The organism is Vibrio sp. SCSIO 43140 (genome assembly GCF_023716585.1).
Lineage (GTDB): Bacteria > Pseudomonadota > Gammaproteobacteria > Enterobacterales > Vibrionaceae > Vibrio > Vibrio maritimus_B.
This window is the reverse complement of the sequence record NZ_CP071850.1, coordinates 2,025,665-2,051,070: the sequence shown is the minus strand read 5'-3', so window position 1 is coordinate 2,051,070 and position 25,406 is coordinate 2,025,665. Positions and strand designations below refer to the sequence as shown.

Sequence of the window (25,406 nt, the reverse complement as noted above, 5' to 3'; positions counted from 1 at the left end):
TGTAAAAAAACATAATTGTTTGACACGCCTGCTAGGCAGATACTGAATACAGATTAGACGCAGTAGGCTATGCGGAAAAATGCATGTCTGATCGCGTAACGAAATATGAGAAATTAAAGGAAACAAATATGTATATAGGTATCGACTTAGGCACTTCGGGAGTTAAGTCTATCGCGATGACGGAGCAAGGTGAAATCATTGCTTCTTGTACCGTCTCTTTGGAGGTATCTCGCCCTAAGCCATTATGGTCAGAGCAAGATCCTAGCGCTTGGTGGGAAGCGACATGTGAATCTATTAATGGTCTCAAAGCCTCAGTCAATCTGAGTGATGTTATTGCGATTGGTCTATCTGGACAAATGCACGGTGCGACGCTAATTGATGCAAATGGTGATGTATTGAGGCCTGCGATCTTATGGAACGATGGACGTTGTGAGGCGGAATGTAAAGAGCTTGAAGCGGCAGTGCCAAACTCTCGTGATATTACCGGCAATATTATGATGCCTGGCTTTACGGCACCGAAGCTAAAATGGGTGGCAAACCACGAGCCTGAAGTGTTTGCAAAAGTCGATAAGGTACTGCTGCCTAAAGACTATTTGCGTTTCAAAATGACCGGAGACTTCGCGTCGGACATGTCTGATTCTGCGGGTACTTGTTGGTTGGATGTAGAGAAGCGTGCGTGGAGTGAGGAGCTTCTTGTTGCAACGGGGTTATCTGTCTCTCAAATGCCAGAGCTTTTTGAAGGCAGCGCAGTAACTGGTATTTTGAGTCCTGAGATCGCGAATGCATGGGAAATGCCTCAGGTAGCTGTGATTGCTGGTGGCGGAGACAATGCTGCGGGTGCGGTTGGCGTAGGGATTACTCAACCAGGACAAGCTATGCTATCGTTGGGAACATCTGGTGTCTATTTTGCGGTAAGTGACGGCTTTGTCTCGAATCCTGAATCAGCGCTGCACAGTTTCTGTCATGCGCTGCCGAATACCTGGCACACCATGTCCGTGATTCTTAGTGCGGCTTCCTGCTTAAGTTGGGTCGCTGAGCTGACTGGGTTTGAAGACGTTGGTGAGATGATCGCAGACGTTGCCGAGAACGCAGATGAGTCGTCACAGGTGGTGTTCTTACCTTATCTATCGGGTGAAAGAACCCCCCATAACAACCCCAATGCAAAGGGCGTATTCTTCGGAATGACTCACTCAACAACCAAGCTTGAACTGGCGCAAGCAGTCCTTGAAGGCGTTGGTTTTGCATTTGCAGATGGATTCGATGCCTTGCACGTAACCAAGAATACTCCAGACGAAGTGTCGCTGATTGGTGGCGGTGCTAGAAGTGAGTATTGGCGTCAAATGCTTGCCGATATTGTTGAAATGCCGCTGGTTTACAGAAAAGGTGGTGAAGTTGGTCCTGCGCTTGGTGCTGCAAGACTTGCTGTTCTTGGTACAAAAGAGGGCGCCACTTTATCTGACGTGTGCCCAGTACCTGAACTCGTACAAAGCCACACGCCAAATCCAGACAAGCAAGCTTACTATCAAAGTAAACGAGCAACTTATCAAACACTGTACAAACAACTAAAAGGTCTGTTTTAAAACAGTCTAAGTCAAACCATTGCCACCCACTCGGGTGGCATTTTTCAAGGAAGATAACGATGATTGAATCTCGCAAATTAGGCGACATTGAAGTAAGCGCGCTCGGTATGGGCTGCTGGGCTATTGGCGGCCCATTCTGGGAAGGGGATACGCCTCTTGGCTGGGGAGAAGTTGATGACAGAGAATCTATTCGAGCTATACACGAGGGGCTCGATAACGGCATCAACTTGATTGACACTGCGAATATTTACGGGGCAGGGCACAGTGAGTATGTCATTGGTAAGGCAATCGCAGGTCGCCGAGACAAGGTTGTGCTTAGCAGCAAATTTGGCTTCGATGCCAACGAAGAGACCAAGCAAGTGCTGGGCGCATTTCATCAACCCGGTGAGATTAGAGCCATGCTAGAAAACAGCCTTCGTCGCCTAAAAACGGACTACCTAGACATATTCTATTTCCACATCGGTGACCACCCAGTAGAGCATGTTGATTGCGTGGCTAACACGCTAGATGTCTTAGTAGCAGAAGGAAAAATTCGCAGTTATGGTTGGAGCACGGATGACATAGAGCGAGCTGAGTCACTCACTGACCGCAACGCTTATACCTCTGTTCAGTTTGAAAGTAATGTGTTCAATCGAAATCATGCCATGATGGCTGTCTGCGAAAAACATAACTTAGCGGGTCTGAACCGAAGCCCTCTTGCAATGGGACTCTTGACTGGTAAATACACCGATGGCTCAAGCTTGTCGTCGTCAGACATTCGAAAGATCTCTCCGGAGTGGATGACCTATTTTAAAGATGGCAAACCAGCGCCAGAGCTTCTGACGAAACTTGAACAACTCAAGGCAATTTTGACTAGTGATGAGAGAACATTAACTCAAGGTGCATTGGCATGGCTTTGGGCTGCAAGCCCAAATAATGTTCCCATCCCGGGATTTAGAACGGTAGAGCAGGTGCGTGGACATATTGGTGCGTTGGAGAAAGGAGCACTGACTCAGTCACAATTGTCTGAGATAGACCTACTGCTGTCGAAGTAGTTGATCTATGTTGTTACGGTAGAGTCAGCACTAGCTGAACTACCGTAAACTCACTTATTCGTCCCAAACATTTTCTAGCGTATATGGGCTCCCCTCCATCACCCAGAACTCACCGTGTAGATAGCGATAATGTCTGTCCATCGCCGCGATGTCAGCCATGTCACTCTCACTCAAATGCAGCGCCGAAGAGGCTAAGTTGAGTGCCTGCCTCTCAGGATTACTCGACTTTGGAATGACGGTCAGCCCGCGATTGAGTTGCCAGCCGATAAGCACTTGCGCTTCGGTCATTTGATGCTTTGTCGCTATACGCTTGATTGTTGGATGATCAAGAAGTGATGGTTCATCGAGTTTTGTCAATGAATCTGGACGATCACCTGAGCCAAGCGGCGCGTAGGCGGTAACACAAATTTTGTTATCGAGGCAAAACTCTACGAGAGAGCTCTGTTGTAGATAAGGATGCGACTCAACTTGATTCACTGCAGGTATAGTCGAACCTGCACCGATGATTTCCTTTAACTTTTTAACGCTAAAGTTAGAAACGCCAATGTCTTTTGCGAGCCCTTGTTTTACTAGATTTTCCATCGCTAGCCACGTGACGCCTAGAGGTAGCTCATCTAGAGAAATGAAGTCACTGCCTTTCTCAGGAAAACCAACATGCGATTTAATAGCCACTGGCCAATGCATAAGATAGAGATCGATGTAGTCCAGTTGAAGATCGTCAAGGGTGCGTTCAAGAGCTGGCTGCACATCATTTGGGTGATGAAAAGCGTTCCATAGTTTAGAGGTAATAAACAGCTCTTCGCGAGTTATTTCTCCCTCCGAAATCGCGTCTTTAACAGCGAGACCGACTTCCTTTTCATTGCCGTAGCCAGAAGCACAGTCAAAATGTCGATAACCCAGTTTTAGAGCGTTTCTTATCGCATTGTAGGTTTCATTAGGTTGGTCACTTTTCCACGTGCCTAAACCTATACTGGGCATTGCTCTACCCGTAATGAGATGGTGCGTAGGTGTCATCTGTTTATCCTTTTACTGAATGAAGTAACGCAATGGAATTATGTTATTTCAGCGAGTAAGTGATAGGAAGATGGACATTAGTTTTCATAATGGGACTGATAGATCTGGTAAAGAGAAGTGAGATCTGAAAAGCAGCGAGACAACTTGCGCTGTTGTCCCGCTGAATTGGCACGATTAACCAAACATAAAGCTATATAGATAACCTGCACTGATAGCCATGCCCAGAATAACCACCAAGAATGCTGCAATCATCTGATTTTTAAAGATAGATTTTAGCAAGATGACTTCCGTTAGACTTGCACCTGCACTACCAATGATTAAAGCCATTACTGAGCCTAGCGCCATGCCTTTCTGCACAAGTGCTGCGCTTAATGGGATTACCGCTTCCGCACGAATATAAAGTGGAATACCAATTACCGCTGCAATAGGAATCGCATACCAAACCCCTTCGCCAGCGTATTGCGCGATAAGGTCAGTTGGAATAAATCCATAAATAAATGACCCTAGAAGGATACCAACCATTAGGTAAGGGAAAACCTGTTTAAAGTCTTTCCACGTTGATTTCCAAATGCGAACCCAGCGGTTATCTTCTTTTGGTGTTGCAGCCATTGTGTCACAACAAGCCGTCCCGTCAGCATTGATTTTAGTAATAGCCGGCTCTGGCGTTTTCTCCGAGCAGCAAGATGTCGCAGGAGCTGGCGCTGAGCAAGAGCTGTCTGTCGTACAACTAACTGCCACAGGCTTTAATGACTCAATCTTCGGTGAACCACAGCTTGTTGATGTTGTACAAGATGATTGTTCATCTTTGGCAGGTTTGCTGTCACCACATGATGTGCCGCATGAACTCGCAGCTTGTGCCTCATACGCCTCGGGTTTTACATAACGTTCAAAGCCGAGTTTCTCTAGTACATAGCCTGCAGACACAGAAACAAACATAGCAATCGCAAAATAGAAGACCGCTACCTTGATACCAAATGTCACCACAAATAGTCCAATGATTACAGGGTTAAGTAGTGGGCTTGCAAACAAGAACACCATCATAGGTCCAAACCCTGCACGAGCGCGAAGCAGTCCTTTTAAGAAAGGAATGGTCGAGCATGAGCAGAACGGGGTAATAGAACCAAGCAAGGCTGCGACAAAATAGCCTCTGCCATTTTTTGAGCTCAGGATAGATTGGATCTTTTCCGGAGTCAGAAACTCTTGTAGTACACCGACGATGTAGCTAATTGCCAAAAACAGAATGATTAACTCAGTTGCGAGAAAAGCGAACATGTTCGCTGTCTCGGTCGCCATGGAAAGGAATTCAGGGCTCATATTAGTTTCTCCTAATAATTCGATATGTGTCGAATTATAGAAATAACCAGGCATAGATCAAGCTTTTGTTTCGATAAAATTCGAAATAAATATTAACTCATTGAATATAAACAAAAACAGCGCCATCAGGCGCTGTTTTACTCGAAAGGTTTGTTAAGCAGGTTAGGCTTTCGCCTCTTCGAGTGATGCTTCTTTCTTTTTGAGCAATCGACTTGTAATAGTACCCGCTGTCATTGCACCAGAAACATTTAGTGCAGTACGCGCCATATCAATAAGAGGCTCGATAGAAATCAACAATGCAGCGATCGTAACAGGCAGTCCCATTGCCGGTAATACGATTAGGGCTGCAAACGTTGCACCACCACCAACACCAGCAATACCAAATGAACTGATGGTAATGATAGCAATCAGAGACAGGATGAAGTTGATGTCCATAGGGTCGATACCAACCGAAGGAGCAACCATTACCGCTAGCATTGCTGGGTAGATCCCCGCACAGCCGTTTTGACCGATTGTCGCGCCAAAAGAAGCTGATAGGTTGGCAATCGCTGGTGGTACGTTAAGTTTCGTTACCTGAGCTTCTACGTTAAGCGGAATAGTCGCTGCTGAGCTACGAGATGAGAATGCGAACGTCAGCACAGGCCAGATCTTCTGGAAGTACTCTTTTGGGCTAACGCCAACTAGTGACACAAGCACACCGTGTACAACAAACATCAGGAAGATGGCTAGATAAGATGCAACGATAAATCCAAGTAGGTTTAAAATATCACCAGCGCTGGATGTCGCGACGACTTTTGCCATCAGTGCGGCAATGCCGTATGGAGTAAGCGCCATAATCATCTTAACAAGACGCATCACAACAGATTGAGTCGCTTCCACAAATGTGCGGATTGGGGATTCGAGTTCTTCTTTTTCTGCCATGACTTTACGGGCAGCAATACCCGTTAGTACGCCAAAGATAACCACGGCGATAATAGAAGTAGAACGAGCGCCAGTTAGGTCAGCAAATGGGTTAGTAGGGATAAAGCTTACTAGCATTTGCGGAATCGTTAGGTCGCTAACACGGTCAACTCGGTTTTCAAGTACTGCAATGCGAGCCGTTTCACGAGCGCCTTCTGTCAGACCTTCGGCGCTTAAGCCAAACGCTTGAGTAACGACAATACCAATGAGTGCAGAAATCGCCGTAGTAGCGAGTAGGACAGATATTGTTAATCCGCTGATTTTGCCTAGTGAACCACCTTTTTCAAGCTTCACTACCGCTGCAATCATAGATACCAATACGAGCGGCATGATGATCATCTTCAGAAGACCAACATAACCACGACCGACTACGTTGACCCACTCTAATGTACCACCAATTGCTGCGTGTCCTTCACCAAAAATTAGCTGAAGCGATAAACCAAAGGCACTACCTAATACAAGACCAAATAGCACGAGACGGGATAGAGTATGGTTTTTTTGTTGCTGCCCATACAAGAAATAGAGAATGCCCAAAAATACCGCTAGCGATGCGATAACTGCAATTGACATGTAAATATCCTTTTTTATTTCAACTGACGTAATCCCTATAAAGAATATGGGGATTGGATGTGTAGACGGCTAAAATACCGTTTGATGAGAAACGTTCACAATAAGTAAATGTTATGAACTAGAACTGAAAGTTATATTAATGGACGTGGTTCGTTGGTTTTTGCGAGTTACTTTGTATATTGGTTAAGAAGGTCGCGCATGTTTGCAGAGTTATATGCGACTGACTTAGCATCACTCGTCTCTAACACACTGTAGAGCATTGCTTTTGCGACATAGTCTGCGGGGATAGGAGCGATAGCACGCAAAGGACCACGCATTAAAGGTGAAAGTACGGTAAATAGCTTCTGTACAAATACCTCATCTGATCGGATCTCTTCTTCACGCCCTGCCAAAGGACCGGGACGCATAAATACCACTTTCTCGAAGCCCATTTGATTGACTCGGCTTTCAACTCGGCCTTTACATTTGAGGTAATGTGAAAGAGAACGCGCTGATGCGCCAAGACTTGAAACCACAGCGATACGTTTTACACCTACCATTTTCATGGTTTGTGCCACGTCGCAGACAAGATCAACATCCACTTTTTCAAGTGCTTGCTTGCTGCCCGCTTTTTTAAGCGTGGTACCCAAACAGATAAAGCCAAGCGTTGGAGTAGGGCGACTGTCATCCCATTGAGTGACTCTAAGCGCGCCATCCATGATCTGAGTGGTTTTGCTATGTTGATGGTTTAGAGGAGAGCGGCAGAGGGCGTAGATAGACTCGATGTGGTCAGTTTGCTCTAGTAAAGTCAGCAGTTTGCTGCCTACCAGACCAGAAGCGCCAGCGATCATTACTCTAAAGTCATTGTGCATTAAAAAGTCCCACTCATCGAGATGTAGTGGGACTATAGTCAATTATTCGCTAACGTGTTGTGATAGAGGCAAAATTAATCAATTTCTGCGGCGGTAAGATCCTGCTTTCTGAGCTGATCACGCAATGCTTCCATCGCCACTTTTTGAATCTGCCTTACTCGCTCTCTTGTCACACCAACGATTAATCCGACTTCCTCAAGCGTTTTTGGCTCATCATCGAGAAGACCAAAACGGTGGTAGAGGATAGTTTTATGCTTATCCGGTAAGCCATCTACAAGGTTGACCAATGCCTTGTTCATATTTTGCGTGACAATGTCACGTTCGGGAGGTTCGAACACATCATCGTCATCGATCGTTTGAAGGTGGTCTTTCTTGTCCCCGTCGTCATCCCAACCATTGTCTAGAGATAATGATTGTTCAGAGAGTTTAAGTAGTCTGCTTACTTCCTCTGGTGAGCGTCCAGTTTTTTCGGCGATTTCGGCTGACGTCGGTTCGTGTTTGCCCTCTTTACGAAGTTGGTGCGCCGCTTTACTGCACTCACGAATTTGCTTAGTCACGTGTACTGGAACACGAATCGTACGACCTTGATTCATGATGGCACGATCAATAGATTGCTGAATCCACCACACTGCATAGGTGGAAAAGCGATATCCAAGCTCTGGATCAAATTTGTCCACGGCTTGTATTAATCCGATGTTACCTTCATTAATAAGGTCGTAGAAATCGAGACCGCGATTAGAATAGCGTTTGGCAGTTCTAATAACTAAACGTAAATTCGCGTTAATTAAGCCTTGTCTCGCTTGTGTATCACCCGCACGAGCCTTGCGTGCTAGTAATTTCTCTTCTTCAGCTGTTAACAGGTTGTGGTTAGAAACCTGTTTAAAATAGCTAGTACCAATATTGGCAGCGTCTTCCCTGTTCGTTGAACTGTGGTGAGTATGCTTCTCTACTACTTTCAAAATACCCCCTTACCAACTGCTTAATTGGTTATTATTAGATTTATAAACGACATGAATTTCGTTTCCTGTCGAAATATCAAATTACTATATTTTTTTATCGAATGACAGCCCGCGTTAATGAAAATCAAACACGGCGTTAACATTTTTTTAAGCAGCTATTTAGATTAAAGACTCAATAGAAACTGAGTCAGGTGGCTGTTATAGCAGTCAGGAAAATTTATAAAATTGGATGCATATTTATCTTGTTGATAAATAAGGGTTAATATTATTGATAATGATAATTAATATTGAGGGCAATAATAAGGAGGGAATATAACGATCGCTTGTAAACCATAATGAAAATGCAAGGTTTACAATAATTCGTTAATTGACTAACTGGTCACTAATGCTTGTTCGTTCGCTTTGGGTAACGAAAAGTTCTAAAAACCTACCCTAATTTTGTATTATCTACTTTTTGTTTGTAAGGGTTTGGAGGGTTTTGTCGTATTTTTGTAAGGGCAAAAAAAATGTGACATTGTGCCCAAAATACTTTGTAAGAGAGAGAAGTGTAGGTGGTTGTTTTACAAGAATATTACATAAGTGAGTGACTTTATATAATTTATATAAATATGTAGAATATGATAAACCTATCACTTTTAGTTAAGTTATATGTCGAAACGGCACAACGACTTAAACTTTAGTCTAAGCTAACGATAGAATGCTTAGTTTCTAGTTTGGATACAGTTACAATGAATGAACAATTACAACAAAAACTCGAAGAGCTACTACTGCTCGCTAAATCACAAGGTGTTTCTATCGTAGGGGTCGTAGATATTCCAGGCGCAGAAGAATGCCATATATTTAAGAACATAGAAGCTGACTGCAAGGCAGGAACACGAAACTTAGACAGCGTGTTGATGAGTCAACATTGCACACAAGGGCAAAAAAACTGTCAATCTTGTCATCTATCAAAGTCAGGAATCTCTGATGATGGACTGGCACTCCTGTTCACTGAGTTGAATGCAAACGAACCCGCTTAATCGTGTTCAAACCCTTTCCTATAATTTATTGCGGCATATCTAGTGTTGGTTTGTCGCACTGACATGCGTACACTACGTCTTAAGGATTAAATACATACAGAAGTGCATGTATTTTTGTAAGTATTGCCACCTGGCACTCTTTAAGAACGGAAACCATGTTAGACACACAATTCGATGTTCAAATTCAAAACCATATCGACCAAAAAACGAAACCTCTGGGCGCACTTGGGCAACTCGAGACGATTGCTGCTCAGCTTGCTCGTATCCAGAGCCAAGCATCAGGCTCTTTTCCCACGTCGATAGATATCTCTTCTCCAAAAGTTATCGTTTTTGCTGGTGACCATGGCATCAGTGAGCAGGGTGTGAGTATCGCTCCGAGCGCAGTTACCCAGCAGATGGTAATGAACTTCTTAGCGGGTGGGGCGGCTATCAACTGTTTTTGCCGTGCCAATGATATTGACTTTCAAGTAGTGGATTGTGGCATGGTTGCTGCGGTTGAATCTGATTCTGACCAGTTAGTATTGAGTAGGCTTGGAGAAGGCACCAAGGATTTTTCAGCCTACCCAGCGATGACTGCGGCTCAATTGGAACAAGGACTGAACGCTGGCTCAAAGATTGCAACTCAAGCGATTAAAAACGGAACGAACGTTTTGATGTTTGGTGAGATGGGGATCGGTAATACCAGTTCAGCCTCTGCCATACTGTCAGCTTTGACACCGTTAGCTATCGAACAAAGTGTTGGTCGCGGCACAGGTATAGATGCGCAGCAATTGGCTAAGAAACAAGATCTAATTGCAACGGCACTAAATCGATTTGACCAACGCGATGTGAAAACGGTTTTGCAGCAGTTAGGTGGCTTCGAAATCGTTCATATGATTGGCGCGTTTCTAGCCGCTTATGAGCAGAAAGTACCCGTACTGGTGGATGGTTTCATCGTATCTATCGCCGCCCTTGCTGCCTGCCAAATCGAGCCAAACGTCAGAGATTATTTGATATTTGCCCACGTCTCCAACGAGTGTGCCCATCGCTTTGTTCTAGAGACACTCAATGCGACCCCGTTGCTCGATTTGTCGCTGCGTCTTGGTGAAGGAACGGGTGCAGCGTTGGCGTATCCACTTCTGAAATGTGCTGCTGAGTTCTATAACTCAATGGCGAGTTTTGAAAGCGCTGGAGTCACCGTGTGATTAATTCGGAATCAACATCAGGCTGGCGATATCAGTGGCAGCTATTCTGCCTTGCCGTGAGTTTTTTCTCTCGTCTACCGATTCCAAGTAATACGCCATATTCATCAGAACGAATGAACCGTGCTGGGCGGTATTTTGCTCTGGTCGGTCTATTGCTTGGCGCACTGTGTGGCGCCGTCTTCACTGTTGCTGACTGGATGCTACCAACCAGCGTTGCTGTCATTCTAACAATGATCTTTAGCTTACTGTTAACTGGCGCATTCCATGAGGATGGGCTAGCAGATATGGCTGATGGGATCGGCGGTGGAATGACTCAAGAAAAACGCCTGTTGATCATGAAAGATAGTCGACTTGGTACCTATGGTGTCGTCACGATTGTATCCGCCTTATTACTAAAGTATGCAGCGCTTACCGAGCTTGCTGTTGGCAAACCCCTGTTTCTAATTTTCATCATCGCCTATTCATTTAGCCGAGCGGTTGCCGCATCGTTGATATCTGCAATGCCCTATGTCTCCGACCCAGAAGGTAGCAAAAGTAAGCCACTAGCCAACACCCAAACCCAAACGGAGCTTGTGATTTTGGCAGTGTGTGGCCTTGCACCTGCTTTGCTGTTGGGGCTTGATTTCACCATCGCCTTGATAGTGACAGGTTTGATATTTCGCGTGTTTTTTACGAAGTGGCTTACAGCTCGTCTTGGTGGGTTCACCGGGGATTGTTTGGGCGCAGCTCAGCAAATTGTTGAGCTGTTAACTTACCTCCTTATGCTCGTTTTCTTAGTAAATTAATGGGGTGGTGGAATGTCGATTGAATTGGTATTGGGGGGAGCACGTTCGGGTAAGTCCCGGTTTGCTGAGCAGCGCATCAAGCAGCGTTGCGATATGCTCCCAAATGTGACTAAGCACTATATCGCCACATCGGAGCCTCTTGATGATGAAATGAGAGCGCGTATTTCTCATCATCGTCAACAAAGGGGTGACGGCTGGATCGAGTGGGAAGTACCTGTTGAGCTTGTCGATACTTTGTCCAAGTTTGATAAGTCGGATGTCGTATTAGTCGATTGCTTAACTCTTTGGCTGAATAACGTGATTTATTATTTGGGTGAGTCAGTTAACAACGATGAAATTGAGCAGGCAGTGTCGAAGCTAGCTGATGCGTTAAGTCACAGCGACGCGCACATCGTGTTGGTGTCTAACGAGGTGGGGCTTGGTGTCGTCCCCTTAGGTGAAGTCTCTCGTATGTTTGTTGACAACGCGGGTCGCATGAACCAAGAAATCGCAAAAGTTTCTGATAGCGTCACCTTAGTTGCAGCGGGATTACCTCTGGTGCTCAAGGGGAGCGAGCGATGAAAGTGAACATCTTGCTTCTTCGTCACGGTAAAGTTAACGGACCTGCCGCGCTATATGGTCATACCAATGTGCTTGTTGAGCCGAAGTTGGATAACCAAACAATCACAGCCCTGGTTTCCAAGACGCTGCGTCTTAGCAAGATTGTGAGCTCACCTTTATCGCGATGCTCTAATCTCGCCAAGCAACTGAGTTGTGAGCTTGGGATAACACTAAATATCAACCCTGACCTAGCCGAAATGAATTTTGGCAGATTTGATGGTGTGGCATTCGATTCTATGTCATCGGAGGATTGGCAGCAGCTGACACCTTTTTGGGATAGACCCGCAGAGTGTGCGCTGCAAGGCGGTGAGCGATTGGTTGATTTTCACCAACGAGTCGTTTCAGGATGGAGAAAAGTACTAAAAACCGAACAAAATACCCTAGTGGTTTGCCATGGAGGTGTGATCCGTCAAATATTGGCAGATGTCCTAGGCCTTGATTGGAGAAACCCGAAGCTCTATTCGTCATTAGCGATCGGCAACTCGACCATTACACAGATCCAATTTGATACCGACTACCCAGAAAATCTTGTGATTAAAGTTATCGGGCAGCCTGCGCAAGATTTTAACCTAATACCATAACGCGATAAGCAAAAGTACCGACAACACGAGGGAAATTCGTTGCCAAAACAGCACAGGGTTTCTCTCGGCAATAGGTAATTTACCACGCTTTTGACTTTTTGGATTGGGTACTTTTAGGTCGAAGAGAAACTCTGAGACTTCTTGATAACGTTTTTCAGGTTCAATTCTGACCGCATTTTTAAGAGCATAGTCGATCCAGTGCGGTACCTTTTGATTGATGCTCGGAGCGGGGATATAACGAAGTTTGCCTTGTGCTTTTACAGTGAGTGATTTCGCAACATCTGTACCATACGGAAAGCGCCCAGTTAGCATGAAGTAGGTCATGATGCCCAGAGAATAAATATCAGACCGAGTGGTTCCGAAGTAGCCAAGAAGATACTCGGGCGCGGTAAACAGCGCAGTGCCGGGGACCATTTGATCCATAGGCGCCATTTCCTCTAACCCTTTTACCTGTGTTGCCCCAAAGTCAATGATGGTGACGTGTTCATTCGCGTCTATCATGACGTTTTCTGGGCGCAGATCTTGATGAATCATTTCATGTCGATGCATGGTCTGCAGCCCCTTACATAGCTGACCAATTATATGCCGAATCTTGCTAAGTGGTGGGTTTGGGTTGTCTTTCACCCATTGCGCCAGTGTTATCCCTTCGACAAAAGAAGCCACACTGTAGGTATAAGAGTGACGTAAACTCGGTTTGTAGGCTTTGAGCAGGTGAGGGCTGTTTAGTCGGCTCGCTATCCAGCTTTCCATCAAAATAGATTCAACGTGTTGGGGATCATGACGACTCTCCGCGGAAGGCGTCTTTAATGCAACTTGCTCATTATTGCTGAGGTCCTTTGCCAAGAATACGTGGCTTCGGCTGGTGATTTGAAGAGGGCGAAGGATTTCAAAATTGTCGATGCAACGCCCTTCTTCAAGCTCTGGTGGCAGCGGGAGTGTAAACAGTGACTCTTTCCAATCTTGGAGTGGATTATCTGGCAGAGCCTCGATACCTAAAACGATAGCAGAGACATTATCGTGACTACCGTTTTCCAATGCTCGCTTAACCAGGACATCTGCTTTTGTCTGTTCACAAATCGACTCTTGGTTGAGGATCTCTGATATTTCGTGTTCGGTGACGTAATCATATAGCCCGTCGGTGGCCAGAAGTAATTTGTCTCCAACTGACAGCTCTATCGCAACATGCTCTATATCAACAGACGTATCCATACCAAGAGCGCGAGTGAGGTAACTCGTCGTTGGGTCGATGAAATGTTGATGGTCGTGGGTGAGTTGTTCGAAGTCATTATTGCTTTGGCAATAAACCCGCGAATCACCGCAATGAAACACATAGGCAGTGTGGGATTTGATAATGACAGCGCTGGCGGTGCATACATAGCCCTCGTTGAAATCAAACCGATATTCGCTATTTTTGGTTTGTGCGAACAGCCAATGGTTTATCGATTTTAATACACGCGTTGCCGAGTTCTTTACCGACCAAGCATCTGAGGTGGCGTAATAGTCTTTGATGAATCCAGTGACCGTTGCCTCACTGGCAACTTGGCTCACTGAACTTGAGCTGATGCCGTCGCAGATAATGGCAGCAAGCCCTTTACTTTCCAGCTCTAGATTAGATGGAATAAAGCATCCGATAGCGTCTTGATTAACAGGCTTCCGTCCCGCGACGGAAGCCTGACTAACGCTCACTTTGAGTTTGCGTTGCACAGTAATTAATCCGAGCTAATTAGTTGGCTGTGCTTTTAGAAAGCGACATTTTACGCTCTGGGTTGGTACGGACGTGTGTTAGGTAAAGCGGAAGACCAACCATCAAGAAACCACCAACTAAGTTACCTAATGCTGTTGGGATTTCGTTCCAGATCATGTAATCCATAATCGTGAACTCACCACCCATGATCATTGAGAATGGGAATAGGAACATATTAACGATCGAGTGCTCAAAGCCCATAAAGAAGAACAGCATAATTGGCATCCACATTGCCATCATTTTGCCACTTGCAGACGTCGAGATCATCGCGCCAACGACACCCATAGAGACCATCCAGTTACATAGCATGCCGCGAATGAAAATAGTAAACCAACCCGCGGTGCCATGCTCTTGATAGCCTAAGGTACGTGACTCACCTATGGTGCTTACTTTCGCAGCGAGCGAGCCGCCATCAGTGTTATATCCGTAGGTCAGAATAAACGAAGCGAAGAAAGCGACGGTCAGCGCGCCAGCAAAGTTGCCAACGAAGACGAGTCCCCAGTTTCGGAAAAGCTGGTCCATGGTACAACCGCGTCGTTTATCTATTACTGCAAGAGGAACGAGCGTGAACACGCCAGTAAGAAGGTCAAACTTCATTAAATAGAGCATGATAAAGCCGACAGGGAAAAGAATGGATCCAATTAAAGGGCTACCTGTCTTCACGATGACCGTGATAGCAAAAAAGGCAGCAAGTGCCAAAATTGCACCCGCCATGAAGGCTCGTACTAGAGTATCTTTTGTCGACATAAAGACTTTTTGCTCTCCAGCATCGACCATTTTTGTTACGAACTCTTTAGGTTCTACATATGACATACTTTCTCTCCTTAGAATAAAAGTCATTATCGTTTTAGCGAGTTTCGTGCCATGTCGATAAAGTTGTTAATAATCAGTGCCTTGAAATATTTTGATACATCCTGTCAGTTAGTAAGTCATTGATTATGATGCAAGGTGCACAACTCAGGTGCGCTCCAATGTACCTCTAAAGTGGTATTTGGAGGTTGTTCTTGAGAAGTTGTTGAATTAGAAGTCATTGATTTTTATCTGGTCTAGCCCCATGTTATCGGTATAGATGGTTTGTCCATCAGTCTTTTCGCCAATCTATTACGCTTGAGTGGCGACTACAGAATTAGGGAAAGCATATGAAAAACGCGGTTTGGGATTTATCTATTGCCTACAAAGGATTGAATGACCCAAAAGTCGAGCAAGACATCGAGCTTATCCAACGCTCTATCTCTCTTCTTAACCTTCACAAAGACGAGCGCCAACATGTTGTCGCGATGCAAAATGCGATACAGACTATGGAAGCGGCTGGTACCTTGTTAGCGACGGTGCACACACTCGCCAACTGCTACGCTTCGACCAATGCTCAAAACTCACAAGCAAAGCAACTGATTGGTCGTATTGCCCAGCTTAGTTCTGAGCTTGAACAGGCATTCAGTCCTTATGAGGACACGCTGTCTTTTGCGGATGTTTCGTTCATAGAGCAAGTGCTAGACCATGACAATCCGTCAGTTGCAGGGCAGGGGTTTCAAATTGAGTTGTTGCAGCGTAAGGCGCAAACACAGCTTTCAATTGGTGAAGAGCAGCTTTTGTCAGCCATGCAAGTTGATGGTCGAGACGCGTGGGGTCGTTTATATGACAACATCACGGGTTCATTATTGATCGACATTGAAAGCGAAGATGGCATCGAGCAAGTGGGCTTTTCAACCGCCGCGAGTCTTCTTTATGGTGGAGAGTTCACCAAACAAGAAGCCGCTTGGAAGGGCATTCAAGCAGCAATGAGAGCGAATGAGACTTCGTTTGCGGCGATTGTGAATGCTTTAGCGGGTTGGCGACACAATGAAGGCAAAAAGCGCTCACTACAGCAAGAAGAGCACTTTTTGGACTCAAGCCTGCGTGCAAACCGAATCCAGCGCGATACCTTAGATGCCATGATGAATGTGGCAAAGACTAACAAGCATATAGGGCAAAAAGCGGGACGCTTAATGGCTAAGGTTCACGGTTTGGAGAGCATGACTCCGTGGAATCACCTCGCTGCGATGCCGCCAATGAACAACAGTGAGGCCAAAGTTTACGAGTTTGCTGAAGGTATTGACGCCATCAAACAGGCTTTCGAGCAGGTGAACCCAGAAATGGCAGAGTTTGTACAAACCATGGTTGATAATGGCTGGATAGATGCAGCGCCTTCTGAGAACCGCCGTTTAGGCGCTTATTGTACCAAACTCGCTGCGACGCGAACGCCACTTGTGTTTATGACGTGGGGCGGGAGTCGTTCGGATCTGCTGACTTTGGCTCATGAGTTGGGGCATGCTTTCCACAACTGGGTAATGCGCGACTTGCCGCTGTGCCGAACTGAATACCCAATGACGTTAGCGGAGACTGCATCTATCTTTGCAGAAAACATTGTCCGAGACTTCCTGTTAGAGCAAGCTCAAACACCGGAAGAAAAGTTAGAGATGCTGTGGGAAGAACTGTCTTCAGCGTATGCGTTAACGATCAACATTCCAGTCCGATTCGAGTTTGAAAAAGCCTTCTATGAGGCGCGCAAAGAAAGCGAGTTGGATGCGAGCCAGTTGTGTGACTTGATGTCGACCACATGGGCTGACTGGTATGGGGATTCCATGAAGGGAACCGACCCGTATTTTTGGGCTAGTAAACTTCACTTTAGTATCTCTGAGTTAAGCTTCTATAACTATCCGTACCTGTTCGGCTACTTGTTTAGCCAAGGCGTTTATGCTCAACGTGAGCAAAAAGGTGAGCAGTTCTATGCTGATTACGTTGCTCTGTTGCGTGATACTGGCTCGTATTTAGCTGAGGATGTCGTGGTCAAGCATATGAATAAAGACCTGACCGAAGCGACGTTTTGGCAAGAGAGTATGGAGAGACTGTCAGACAAACTCGATGAGTTTGAGAACCTATTCAATCAATTGAGTAGTTAGGATTTTCGCCTCTCTGGGTCGTGAGAAATCATGACCCAGAGAAGGGTGTCAGAGCGCCAAAGTTGGGGGTTTTTCAACCAGATTGGAGTTTTTATCTCAAAGAAGCGCGACTTACTTCGATAAACGCGATCATATCCGTATAATTTTCTGTCTTGTTTCATTACCATACCGCTGTTAGATAGGGAGCAGCGCATGACGAAATCGTTTTTTCGCCAATCATTTCTGAAAGATACTTTAGAAACCGAAACTGAATTCACCGCAACATCAATAACCACACCAGACGGTGTGAAGTTAGATCATCGCTACCGTGGCGTTCTTGAAGTCACGCCGAGTCACATGGACGAGGACAGCGAGCACATCATCATTTCTTGTGGCATCCACGGCGATGAAACCGCGCCCATGGAACTGGTTGATAAAATGGTCGATGACATCGCATCGGGCTTTTTGAAGCTTAAGGCGCGCTGTCTTTTTATTATTGCTCATCCTGAGGCGACCAACCGCCATACTCGTTTTATCGATGAAAACCTTAATCGACTATTTGGTAACAAAGAGCGTGCGGTTAATCGAGAGGTGGCGATAGCAAAACATCTCAAGCAACTTGTAGAGGCTTTCTATCAAGATACGGCAGTAGCGCGTCGCTGGCACCTTGACCTTCACTGTGCGATTCGTGAGTCTAAGCACTACTCATTTGTTGTGAGCCCTAAAACGCGCCACGCAGTTCGTAGCAAAGCATTATTTGACTATGTAGCAAGCGCTCATATGGATGCTGTTTTGCTCTCTAACGCTCCTTCAAGCACGTTTAGTTGGTTCTCTGCAGAAAACTACGGCGCTCAAGCATTAACTATGGAACTTGGTCGTGTGGCAAGAATTGGTGAGAACGAACTAGAGAAACTGCTTGCCTTTGACTTAGCAACGCGCGATTTGCTTGCAGCGGAACAGCCAGAGCACCTAGCAAAAGCACCAATCATGTATCGCGTCTCTCGCACGATTGTGCGTCATCACGATGACTTCGACTTCCTATTTGATGATAACGTTGAGAACTTCACCGAGTTTAAACATGGTGAAGTTTTTGGTCACGATGGTGATAAACCTCTAATGGCGAAGAATGATCACGAGGCGATCGTATTCCCAAATCGTAAAGTTACGATTGGTCAACGGGCTGCACTTATGGTGGTTAATGTCGCAACTCGCTATGAGGATGACCAGCTGGTCTACGATTAATCGAAAAGCAGTGGCGTTCTCTCGCGCTGCTGTTATGCTTCTCTAATGGAATTCAATCAGTTACTGAATCAAAACCAGAGACGCTGGCACACGCTTATGCTCGTGATGTTTGGCGTCTTAATAGGTTGCGCTTTTCTTCATCTCTCCGTGGGTGAGATATTCATCAATCCTTTCTCACCGCAAACTGCACTCGAGTCTCGGCTTCTTTACGACTTGCGTTTACCAAGGTTACTCGCAGCGGCTGCAATTGGCGCGGCGCTCGCTCTTTCGGGGGCATCTTTGCAAGTGCTGTTAGGTAACGTCCTTGCCGAGCCTGGTGTACTTGGTATTTCGGGAGGGGCAAGTCTAGGTATGGTATTGATCCTATTCGCCTTTCCCGCCGCCGCAACTCCGCTAGGGTTTATGCTGGCTGGCGTGGCAGGTGCGTTAGGCTTTACTTTAATTTTGGTGTCGATGGCGAGAACCCTCAGGTTGACAACGACACGTTTGCTGCTGGTGGGCGTGGCGCTTGGAATACTATCGGGAGCAGTAGTTACTTGGGCGTTTTACTTTAGTGATGATTTGAGTATTCGCCAGCTCATGTACTGGCTAATGGGAAGCGTCGGGGGCGTCAGTTGGTATCAACATATTCTCACTCTGGTGATGATACCCGTTGGAATTTGGCTGTGTCTGAAGGGGACGATACTCGATAAACTCATGGTTGGCGAGATCCATGCTAAACAGCTTGGCGTCGATGTTATGCGCATACGGTGGCAACTGATTTTAGCGGTTTCATTGCTCGTAGGCGGCTCCGTTGCTCTTGGCGGTGTGATTAGTTTTGTTGGTCTTGTTGTGCCACACTTGCTTCGTTTGTCTTTTGGAACAGAGAATCGTTATTTGCTGCCGCTGTCTGCATTGACGGGCGCAGCACTTCTAGTTGTTTCAGATATCTTGGCGCGCACTGTTCTTGATTCAGCTGAACTCCCTGTTGGCGTTATGACGACGACTATCGGTGCGCCAGTGTTTATATGGATGCTATTAAGAAGCCATGATACAAGCTCATAACTTATCGGTTGGAACTCGCTTATTACCCGTTAGCCTCTCATTACCCGAAGGGAAGCTTACTCACATCATTGGTCCGAATGGCAGCGGAAAAAGTACCTTGCTCGCTGCGTTATCCGGTGTGATGAGCTATCAAGGCTCCATTAAAGTGGGCGACCTGGATTTGGCTCAAATGTCACTCCCCGATATCGCTTTACTGCGTGCTTATCTTGCTCAGTCCGCTCGACCTGCGTTTAACATGCCCGTTTACCAGTTTCTGTCGTTGTCGATCCCCAGCAATAAGCAGTGTTCAGATGAGATTCTCAATCAAGCGATAGCGGAGATCACTGAGCTACTTAATATAAATACTATGTTGTCTAGAACGGTCCATCACTTGTCGGGTGGTGAGTGGCAACGTGTTCGGCTAGCCGCATGTTGTTTACAGATTTGGCGTCCGATCAACCCTCTGGCTCGAGTTCTGATTCTAGATGAACCAGCAGCACCATTGGATATTGGTCAAGAGAAATACTTAAATGAGCTGATAGATATCGTAACTTGCCAAGGGACATCGGTCATTGTGGCGAATCATGACCTTAATACCACACTAAGACGTGCCGATTACGTAGTCCTACTCGCAAATGGGGTAATGGAGGCTGTAGGGACGAGCGAAGAAGTGCTGACGGAAGAGAACATAAGCTCGGTTTACAAGACCACAGTTAAAAAGATTGAGTTTGAAGGAAAACCCTTGCTTATCTTCAATGAGTAGAAATGAAAAACGGTCTCTAATATAGAGACCGTTTTGCTATTTTTTGTTTAGCTGACTCGCTGAATGCAGCTTAACTCACTCTAGCAATTAAACCAGTGGAGAAAGATCAGCAGGGCGGTAGTAGACCGACTTCAAAACCTTACCTTTGCGAATAGTCTTCGCTTCAGACACAAAGTCTTCTGCACACTTCGCGATGATGTACTCACCCTTTGTCACCGCCATTAGTTTGATACCTTGCTCAGCGTAGTGCGCTTCTGTTTCTTGGTATTCGCTTTCGTTACGGCATACTTTACTCATGTTGCTAGAGTGAATCTCATCCCAGCATTTGATGAAGTCGATATCGCGGTTGGCAGCTACGTGCAAAAGCAGTTCAATTAGATAGCTAATTGCAACGTTATCTTCGACTTTGCTATCGCCTAGGTGAACCAAACGACCCATCAAAACATAGACTGAATCGATGATAGCGTCCGCTTGTTCTACTTTACTGTCCGCTTCTGCCAGTTCGGTCATTTCTTCGATAGCCAGTGAGCTGTGTAGAGTGTCAGCGGCATCATCTAGCGACTCTGCATCATTCACAGGCAAATCAAATGTAGTACGGAACTCAGTAATGTCGCGGTATAGGTGATCGAAGATCGGTTGGGTAAGTTTGGTTAGTTTCATCGATTTTGCTGTTTGATAATTGGTGACAAGATCCTATCAGAGCGGGAAGCCATTCGCTACACCGATGAGCATTTTCTTGGCGTTAGGATATTGAACTACACTGATTAGCGATGTCAGATATTGTTTTAAAGTCGGAATACGGTTAACATTTCTAAACAATTCAAGTGGTTGAGTGGTTATTAGCTCACTATTGATACGAATATTGATGAGATGAGCGGTTTTAGGGCTAACCATCTTATTCCCAGTTTCAAAAGGTACACGTACTTTTTGGAAAACGACGTTTCGGATTAGGGTCCCGAGTCGTCGTATTTAAAGGCCACCTTTCGAGGTGGCCTTTTAACCTTCTTGGAACTCTTGATAAAAGCTATCAAAATTTCCCCACATCTCCAGTAGCTGCCCAACGTATTTAGCATCGATAAACTTACTATCTATATGATCGTTATCTTCCAAAAGAACAAGGTAGTGCAGTGTGACTTCTTTTGCTCGAGGGATCTTGTCCCATACTTCAAGTACATGTGATGAAGATGGGGCTTGGTAACTCGCCAACTCAACACCGTTGTCACCGATATTAGTAAAAATAGTGAGCGCTAGACTCATTGGTTGTTCTTATTAATGGCTATTAATGATTTGTGAAGATTATCAATTGAACTGGCGTTAGGGAAGGAAAGGAATGTAAGAGTTCCGTCTGCACCCTGAAGCCAGATAGATAATTCCCACAATTAATCGAAATTACTTTGTTTGCTCGATGACAGTTTGCTGTGAAGCGGGTTGACTGTGATTGTACTGGTCGACGACGTCATAAATAATCACGTAGCTAACCAAAAGGCAAAGCGGAATAAACTTGATCCAAGGTTTCATAATGATGCTCATAGTCGGATAGATGCTACTACCTTAGCAGTGGCTTTGCCTATTGAGTATCTACATTATCGCAACCTAATATTGACGCTATCTATTGCAAGTAGAAGATAAACGCAACTATGACGGATCGTGCCTAGGAGAATAAGTAAGGGAACAATCGTTTTCGCTCGTGTTCGTCGAGTTCACTGACACGTGCAATGTTGTTGTCAGGGATCGCCTCTGGATCGGGATAGTGTTTAAGTACTCGCTCCATACTTTCTTCGCGAATAAGGTGGAAAATGGGGTATGGTGAACGGTTGGTGAGGTTTTCTGGATCCTCAGGTTCAGCACCACCAAAACAGTAGTTAGGATGGAAGGTCGCGACTTGATAAATGCCTTCCCAGCCATTTTGTTTTATCAACGCCTCAACCCAGTCGATGAAGAAGTTGTAATCGACAAAATCATGCAGCATCTTAGGCACGACAACTAATGTGGTTTCTAGATCTCGCGCATCTGTTTGCTCTAGCAGCATCAGTTCACTAAGAATGTCTTCTAGTAACCCTTCCTCTTTGTCTGCAAGGCTAACAAAGGTCTTAATTTGCTTATTGCGTTCAGGTTTGGCGGCGAAAGGGCATAGGTTTAACCCGATCACGACCTCTTTTAACCATTGCTGAACTTGTTGCTCGATCTTTACTACTTCTTCACGTAACGACATAACACTTACCACTCTTAACACTATGGCAATTATATGCTGCTAAGCGGTCGATAGCGAACGTTTCTCGCGGCTGGCGCCATGATCAAGCGTGCTTGATGGGCTTCTCTGAGAGCGTATTACGTTGATCGACTTGATATAACTTGTAGCAGAGCCCGAACAATGCGGCGTAGAGTAAAGCACCTCCCTCAACGACGCTTGGCCAGCGACCGACTTGCCAGCAATAGAGTAGGAAAAATCCGCCTAAGCTTCCGCCGATATAGTAGTGGACCAAGTAAAGCGCTGTTGCTGTCGCTTTCGCATGTGTCGCCTTTTGGCTTACCCATGCATAAGCGAGGGTGTGAGTAAAGAATGCACCACCACTAATGAGGAGTAACCCTAACAACATGGCAGGAATGGATTCAAATAAAGCGACCAGCATACCCAGCATGCTTAATAATGTACCCAATACCATCCCAGGAATAGGTGGATATCGCTTGCGCCAGTTTGCGCTAAGTTTTGATGATAGCGTTCCGGCCAAATAGCACAGAAAAATCAGTGAACTTAGGGCGATAGGAAGGTTGTGTGGCGCTTCAACTAAGCGAAATCCCATAACTGAATATAGGTTAACGAACAAAGCGAAGTTGATGCCTCCAATCAGCATGGCTATCCATACCGTAGGATTAGAGATATGAGCGACTAGACTTCGATTGTGATGATAGAAAAGCCCTCTGGTCGGCTTAAAGTGCTGCTGTTTTGGTAGTATCGCGACGACAATTAACGCCGACGCTAAGGTAAACGTAGCGATAACAAACACCGCGGTTTTCCAGTCAAAGTAGCCGGTTAACATACCGCCAGCGACTCGTCCGGCAATACCACCAAGGGAGTTTGCTGCGATGTAACCGCCAATTGCTTTGGTGAAGGCGTCGGGTGAGAGTTCTTCTACCATGTAGGCAACGGCGACTGACGCAAATGCCGCTAGAGCGACCCCCATTGCCGCTCTCAAAAAGACAATCGCAGTCAGGCTTTCAGTCAGCATCATCGCATAACCGATGATAGGCAGAGCCAGCAATCCCCCTAGCATTACTGAGCGACGCCCGATACTTTCAGAGGTGATTGCCCAAGGCACAAGACACAATGATAGTGCGAGCGTAGAGGCTGCGAATACCCAGTTGATCTCGGTTTCAGACACACCGAAATGAACACTCAATTGAGGTAAAATTGGCTGGAAAATATACAGATTGCAAAACACCAGAAACGAACCTAAAGCGAGTGCGAGAGTAATTCGTCGATATTGAGGGGAGTGCAATTCAATCACGGTGAAGCCTTACTGCTAAATGGTGAACTATGTGATCAAATTAGCATTGCAGTTTGGATTAATGAAATATATTAAAAATATGGTTTGAATATATTTTATCAATAATGGACGTTAAGCAGCTCACGCATTTCCTCGCCGTTGTCGATCATCAGAACTTTACCCGCGCTGCGCAAGCCGTGATGATTGCGCAACCTGCACTGAGTATTTCAATTCGCAAGTTCGAGCAGCAACTCGGTATTCAATTATTTACCCGACTCGACAAACAAGTTCGCCTGACCCAAGAAGGTAGAGCGCTTGAACCACATGCAAGAAAGATCTTGCAGCAGGTCGAAGATGCGAAGCTTGCAGTGGATGAGATGAAGGGACTCTTGAAAGGTGAAGTACGCCTAGGCACACCCAGTATGATGGGGTCGTACTTTTTCCCAGAGATAGTGATGGCATTTAAGACGGCTTATCCTCATCTTAAAATGACGGTTGTCGAAGCGGGCACGCAAGATATACGCAGAATGCTACTCAGTGGTGAGATTGACCTCGGGGTGATTAGAAACAAAGAGGTGCCTGATGATTTAGAAGTTGATCAGATATTTCGTTCCGAAATGGTGGCTGTCGTCAGCCAACATCATGCCTTTGCTCAAAGAGATTCGTTGGATTTTGATGAGTTTTTTGACGAAGAACTGGTGATGTTTAAGCCAGGTTATTTCCATCGAGACTTTATTGATGAAGAGTGTAAAAGAAGACAAATAGAAGCAAAGTTCTCTTTTGAAACCAATTTACTACCCATGATTCTCTCGATTGTAAAACATGAGTACGCGATTACCGCTTTGCTGGAACTGGTCACCGAGCATGAACCCGAAACTCGCGGTATTTCATTTGAGCCGCCAGTTTTTGTCGACTTGGCGCTAGCGTGGCGAAAAGACGGTTATTTGTCTCGCGCCGACCGAAGCTTTATCGACTTTATTAAAAAGCAGATGTAGCGCAGAGCTGTTGGGGTGTTAGTCGTCGTAAAGCGGGTTCGATTGATGTCACCTGATAGCGATTGAGTTCATTGGCGTGACCTTGGTCTGTAACTAATCCAACTAACGTCGTTTTCGCTCCTATTAAGCTAAGAACTGGGGTTCCAGAGACAATCTCACTCAGCTCATCGCATTCGGTTAGCCAAAGCTTCCCATTGCTTTCGGAATCTAATAAGCACGTCTCAACAGACAGTACATCGCGTGCTGTATCTAGAACAGCGATTTGAACGGGCTCAGCGTCCCATTTCTTGCTTGCCATATTGATTAAGGTTGGCAGGTTCTGGTGGCAGCCTAACTCAGCGTCTACTTCTATAATAGCCCAGTCTTCTTCTGCGCTGACGTTAGATAGCTTCTGATGATCCGTGGTTACGGATACAACAGATGCGTAGGTGTACCTGTCATCCTGAGAAAACAGCGGCGTAAGCCTTAGGTGTCGCAATGGGTAGAATGTTGAGTCTGAGCTTGAAAACACACAATGAGCGGGCACGAGTAAGGTTTGATTGCCTACCTGTGTCGCCAAGCAGTTTAATGCTGGGTACTCGGCCTCTGTGAGCTGTAGGTTGTAGAGCCGCTGATTGGTAATTCTTGCTTCGTCGAGAGGGAGGGTTGCGTTTGCTGTCTTGCTTATTAGTAGCGCCGATATGAGGGCAGTGAAGGTGACGACTAAGCGTCCGTAAAAGCAGTTTGGCATAGTGCGCCCCCATCTCAGTTAAGGATAACTATCACGTGATAGGGGCAGTATAGGA

25 protein-coding genes are annotated in these 25,406 nt (G+C 45.7%); 12 read left to right on the top strand and 13 right to left on the bottom strand.

Annotation, left to right across the window (positions count from 1 at the left end; genetic code table 11):
• Positions 1-128 precede the first annotated feature (128 nt).
• Together xylB and J4N45_RS09525 are read left to right on the top strand one after the other, a co-directional pair.
• Entirely contained in the window at positions 129-1,580 is a 1,452-nt protein-coding gene (gene xylB / locus J4N45_RS09530) for a xylulokinase (protein ID WP_252011147.1), read from the top strand.
• Positions 1,581-1,639: 59 nt separating this feature from the next.
• Positions 1,640-2,614 carry an aldo/keto reductase gene (locus J4N45_RS09525; RefSeq protein WP_252011145.1) on the top strand — a complete coding sequence of 325 codons (975 nt, stop codon included), beginning with the start codon at positions 1,640-1,642 and terminating at the stop codon, positions 2,612-2,614.
• Between the two features lie 54 nt (positions 2,615-2,668).
• On the opposite strand, the gene J4N45_RS09520 is transcribed toward J4N45_RS09525, so the two are convergent.
• From J4N45_RS09520 to J4N45_RS09500, 5 genes are all read right to left on the bottom strand, one after another.
• The gene (locus J4N45_RS09520) at positions 2,669-3,628 is read right to left on the bottom strand and encodes an aldo/keto reductase (protein WP_252011143.1); all 960 of its coding nucleotides are present in this window, start codon (positions 3,626-3,628) and stop codon (positions 2,669-2,671) included.
• A 174-nt stretch (positions 3,629-3,802) separates the two neighbouring features.
• A complete protein-coding gene (locus J4N45_RS09515; protein ID WP_252011141.1) occupies positions 3,803-4,942 on the bottom strand; it encodes a permease in 1,140 nt (379 codons plus the stop codon).
• A gap of 162 nt (positions 4,943-5,104) precedes the next feature.
• A complete protein-coding gene (locus tag J4N45_RS09510) occupies positions 5,105-6,472 on the bottom strand; it encodes an L-cystine transporter (RefSeq protein WP_128649488.1) in 1,368 nt (455 codons plus the stop codon).
• A gap of 167 nt (positions 6,473-6,639) precedes the next feature.
• Complete coding sequence (locus J4N45_RS09505) at positions 6,640-7,323, bottom strand: Rossmann-fold NAD(P)-binding domain-containing protein (protein ID WP_252011139.1); 684 nt, start codon at positions 7,321-7,323, stop codon at positions 6,640-6,642.
• A 74-nt stretch (positions 7,324-7,397) separates the two neighbouring features.
• Positions 7,398-8,282 carry a sigma-70 family RNA polymerase sigma factor gene (locus J4N45_RS09500; protein WP_252011137.1) on the bottom strand — a complete coding sequence of 295 codons (885 nt, stop codon included), beginning with the start codon at positions 8,280-8,282 and terminating at the stop codon, positions 7,398-7,400.
• 728 nt (positions 8,283-9,010) lie between these two features.
• Between J4N45_RS09500 and J4N45_RS09495 the strand changes: the two genes are divergently transcribed.
• The 5 genes from J4N45_RS09495 (at position 9,011) to J4N45_RS09475 (ending at position 12,451) form a co-directional block, all read left to right on the top strand.
• On the top strand, positions 9,011-9,301 hold the full coding sequence (locus J4N45_RS09495) for a hypothetical protein (RefSeq protein WP_234495809.1): 291 nt from the start codon (positions 9,011-9,013) through the stop codon (positions 9,299-9,301).
• Between the two features lie 155 nt (positions 9,302-9,456).
• Entirely contained in the window at positions 9,457-10,485 is a 1,029-nt protein-coding gene (gene cobT, locus J4N45_RS09490; RefSeq protein WP_252011135.1) for a nicotinate-nucleotide--dimethylbenzimidazole phosphoribosyltransferase, read from the top strand.
• On the top strand, positions 10,482-11,270 hold the full coding sequence (locus J4N45_RS09485; protein ID WP_252011133.1) for an adenosylcobinamide-GDP ribazoletransferase: 789 nt from the start codon (positions 10,482-10,484) through the stop codon (positions 11,268-11,270). Before cobT ends, J4N45_RS09485 begins: the two co-directional genes overlap by 4 nt.
• Before the next feature lie 12 nt (positions 11,271-11,282).
• Complete coding sequence (gene cobU / locus J4N45_RS09480) at positions 11,283-11,831, top strand: bifunctional adenosylcobinamide kinase/adenosylcobinamide-phosphate guanylyltransferase (protein WP_252011130.1); 549 nt, start codon at positions 11,283-11,285, stop codon at positions 11,829-11,831.
• Positions 11,828-12,451, top strand: a complete 624-nt coding sequence (locus J4N45_RS09475; protein ID WP_252011129.1) for a histidine phosphatase family protein — start codon at positions 11,828-11,830, stop codon at positions 12,449-12,451. Before cobU ends, J4N45_RS09475 begins: the two co-directional genes overlap by 4 nt.
• On the opposite strand, the gene J4N45_RS09470 is transcribed toward J4N45_RS09475, so the two are convergent.
• Positions 12,440-14,155 carry a bifunctional protein-serine/threonine kinase/phosphatase gene (locus tag J4N45_RS09470; protein WP_252011128.1) on the bottom strand — a complete coding sequence of 572 codons (1,716 nt, stop codon included), beginning with the start codon at positions 14,153-14,155 and terminating at the stop codon, positions 12,440-12,442. The two genes, J4N45_RS09475 and J4N45_RS09470, sit on opposite strands and share 12 nt — an antisense overlap.
• A 19-nt stretch (positions 14,156-14,174) precedes the next feature.
• The gene (locus J4N45_RS09465) at positions 14,175-15,008 is read right to left on the bottom strand and encodes a formate/nitrite transporter family protein (protein ID WP_252011126.1); all 834 of its coding nucleotides are present in this window, start codon (positions 15,006-15,008) and stop codon (positions 14,175-14,177) included.
• Between the two features lie 326 nt (positions 15,009-15,334).
• Here J4N45_RS09465 and J4N45_RS09460 point away from each other — a divergent pair, with 326 nt between their 5' ends.
• The 4 genes from J4N45_RS09460 (at position 15,335) to btuD (ending at position 20,141) form a co-directional block, all read left to right on the top strand.
• The gene (locus tag J4N45_RS09460) at positions 15,335-17,134 is read left to right on the top strand and encodes a M3 family oligoendopeptidase (RefSeq protein WP_252011124.1); all 1,800 of its coding nucleotides are present in this window, start codon (positions 15,335-15,337) and stop codon (positions 17,132-17,134) included.
• A 192-nt stretch (positions 17,135-17,326) separates the two neighbouring features.
• On the top strand, positions 17,327-18,355 hold the full coding sequence (locus tag J4N45_RS09455; RefSeq protein WP_252011122.1) for a succinylglutamate desuccinylase: 1,029 nt from the start codon (positions 17,327-17,329) through the stop codon (positions 18,353-18,355).
• A gap of 45 nt (positions 18,356-18,400) precedes the next feature.
• On the top strand, positions 18,401-19,399 hold the full coding sequence (gene btuC, locus J4N45_RS09450) for a vitamin B12 ABC transporter permease BtuC (protein ID WP_234495817.1): 999 nt from the start codon (positions 18,401-18,403) through the stop codon (positions 19,397-19,399).
• Positions 19,383-20,141: a vitamin B12 ABC transporter ATP-binding protein BtuD gene (btuD, locus tag J4N45_RS09445; RefSeq protein ID WP_252011120.1), complete on the top strand. Its 759-nt coding sequence runs from the start codon at positions 19,383-19,385 to the stop codon at positions 20,139-20,141. Before btuC ends, btuD begins: the two co-directional genes overlap by 17 nt.
• Before the next feature lie 87 nt (positions 20,142-20,228).
• On the opposite strand, the gene J4N45_RS09440 is transcribed toward btuD, so the two are convergent.
• The 5 genes from J4N45_RS09440 to J4N45_RS09425 form a co-directional block, all read right to left on the bottom strand.
• Entirely contained in the window at positions 20,229-20,801 is a 573-nt protein-coding gene (locus tag J4N45_RS09440) for a nucleoside triphosphate pyrophosphohydrolase family protein (RefSeq protein ID WP_128650266.1), read from the bottom strand.
• Between the two features lie 336 nt (positions 20,802-21,137).
• Positions 21,138-21,398 (bottom strand): hypothetical protein, encoded by a 261-nt coding sequence (locus tag J4N45_RS09435; protein WP_252011118.1) that lies wholly within the window; start codon positions 21,396-21,398, stop codon positions 21,138-21,140.
• A 132-nt stretch (positions 21,399-21,530) separates the two neighbouring features.
• Complete coding sequence (locus tag J4N45_RS27185) at positions 21,531-21,659, bottom strand: hypothetical protein (RefSeq protein ID WP_286036857.1); 129 nt, start codon at positions 21,657-21,659, stop codon at positions 21,531-21,533.
• Positions 21,660-21,792: 133 nt separating this feature from the next.
• Positions 21,793-22,353 (bottom strand): DUF1415 domain-containing protein, encoded by a 561-nt coding sequence (locus J4N45_RS09430; protein WP_042472588.1) that lies wholly within the window; start codon positions 22,351-22,353, stop codon positions 21,793-21,795.
• Between the two features lie 82 nt (positions 22,354-22,435).
• Complete coding sequence (locus J4N45_RS09425; protein ID WP_252011116.1) at positions 22,436-23,647, bottom strand: MFS transporter; 1,212 nt, start codon at positions 23,645-23,647, stop codon at positions 22,436-22,438.
• Positions 23,648-23,751: 104 nt separating this feature from the next.
• On the opposite strand from J4N45_RS09425, the gene J4N45_RS09420 reads away from it, so the two are divergent.
• Complete coding sequence (locus J4N45_RS09420; RefSeq protein ID WP_234495821.1) at positions 23,752-24,621, top strand: LysR family transcriptional regulator; 870 nt, start codon at positions 23,752-23,754, stop codon at positions 24,619-24,621.
• Here J4N45_RS09420 and J4N45_RS09415 read toward each other — a convergent pair.
• Positions 24,605-25,351 (bottom strand): hypothetical protein, encoded by a 747-nt coding sequence (locus J4N45_RS09415; RefSeq protein ID WP_252011114.1) that lies wholly within the window; start codon positions 25,349-25,351, stop codon positions 24,605-24,607. The genes J4N45_RS09420 and J4N45_RS09415 overlap by 17 nt on opposite strands.
• Positions 25,352-25,406 lie beyond the last annotated feature (55 nt).

What these genes read in the sequence shown, in the direction of transcription:
- xylB (WP_252011147.1), top strand. Translation starts at nt 129, where the DNA reads ATGTATATAGGTATCGACTTAGGCACTTCGGGAGTTAAGTCTATCGCG.
- J4N45_RS09525 (WP_252011145.1), top strand. Translation starts at nt 1,640, where the DNA reads ATGATTGAATCTCGCAAATTAGGCGACATTGAAGTAAGCGCGCTCGGT.
- J4N45_RS09520 (WP_252011143.1), bottom strand. Translation starts at nt 3,628, where the DNA reads ATGACACCTACGCACCATCTCATTACGGGTAGAGCAATGCCCAGTATA.
- J4N45_RS09515 (WP_252011141.1), bottom strand. Translation starts at nt 4,942, where the DNA reads ATGAGCCCTGAATTCCTTTCCATGGCGACCGAGACAGCGAACATGTTC.
- J4N45_RS09510 (WP_128649488.1), bottom strand. Translation starts at nt 6,472, where the DNA reads ATGTCAATTGCAGTTATCGCATCGCTAGCGGTATTTTTGGGCATTCTC.
- J4N45_RS09505 (WP_252011139.1), bottom strand. Translation starts at nt 7,323, where the DNA reads ATGCACAATGACTTTAGAGTAATGATCGCTGGCGCTTCTGGTCTGGTA.
- J4N45_RS09495 (WP_234495809.1), top strand. Translation starts at nt 9,011, where the DNA reads ATGAATGAACAATTACAACAAAAACTCGAAGAGCTACTACTGCTCGCT.
- cobT (WP_252011135.1), top strand. Translation starts at nt 9,457, where the DNA reads ATGTTAGACACACAATTCGATGTTCAAATTCAAAACCATATCGACCAA.
- cobU (WP_252011130.1), top strand. Translation starts at nt 11,283, where the DNA reads ATGTCGATTGAATTGGTATTGGGGGGAGCACGTTCGGGTAAGTCCCGG.
- J4N45_RS09475 (WP_252011129.1), top strand. Translation starts at nt 11,828, where the DNA reads ATGAAAGTGAACATCTTGCTTCTTCGTCACGGTAAAGTTAACGGACCT.
- J4N45_RS09465 (WP_252011126.1), bottom strand. Translation starts at nt 15,008, where the DNA reads ATGTCATATGTAGAACCTAAAGAGTTCGTAACAAAAATGGTCGATGCT.
- J4N45_RS09460 (WP_252011124.1), top strand. Translation starts at nt 15,335, where the DNA reads ATGAAAAACGCGGTTTGGGATTTATCTATTGCCTACAAAGGATTGAAT.
- J4N45_RS09455 (WP_252011122.1), top strand. Translation starts at nt 17,327, where the DNA reads ATGACGAAATCGTTTTTTCGCCAATCATTTCTGAAAGATACTTTAGAA.
- btuC (WP_234495817.1), top strand. Translation starts at nt 18,401, where the DNA reads ATGGAATTCAATCAGTTACTGAATCAAAACCAGAGACGCTGGCACACG.
- btuD (WP_252011120.1), top strand. Translation starts at nt 19,383, where the DNA reads ATGATACAAGCTCATAACTTATCGGTTGGAACTCGCTTATTACCCGTT.
- J4N45_RS09440 (WP_128650266.1), bottom strand. Translation starts at nt 20,801, where the DNA reads ATGAAACTAACCAAACTTACCCAACCGATCTTCGATCACCTATACCGC.
- J4N45_RS09435 (WP_252011118.1), bottom strand. Translation starts at nt 21,398, where the DNA reads ATGAGTCTAGCGCTCACTATTTTTACTAATATCGGTGACAACGGTGTT.
- J4N45_RS27185 (WP_286036857.1), bottom strand. Translation starts at nt 21,659, where the DNA reads ATGAAACCTTGGATCAAGTTTATTCCGCTTTGCCTTTTGGTTAGCTAC.
- J4N45_RS09430 (WP_042472588.1), bottom strand. Translation starts at nt 22,353, where the DNA reads ATGTCGTTACGTGAAGAAGTAGTAAAGATCGAGCAACAAGTTCAGCAA.
- J4N45_RS09420 (WP_234495821.1), top strand. Translation starts at nt 23,752, where the DNA reads ATGGACGTTAAGCAGCTCACGCATTTCCTCGCCGTTGTCGATCATCAG.
- J4N45_RS09415 (WP_252011114.1), bottom strand. Translation starts at nt 25,351, where the DNA reads ATGCCAAACTGCTTTTACGGACGCTTAGTCGTCACCTTCACTGCCCTC.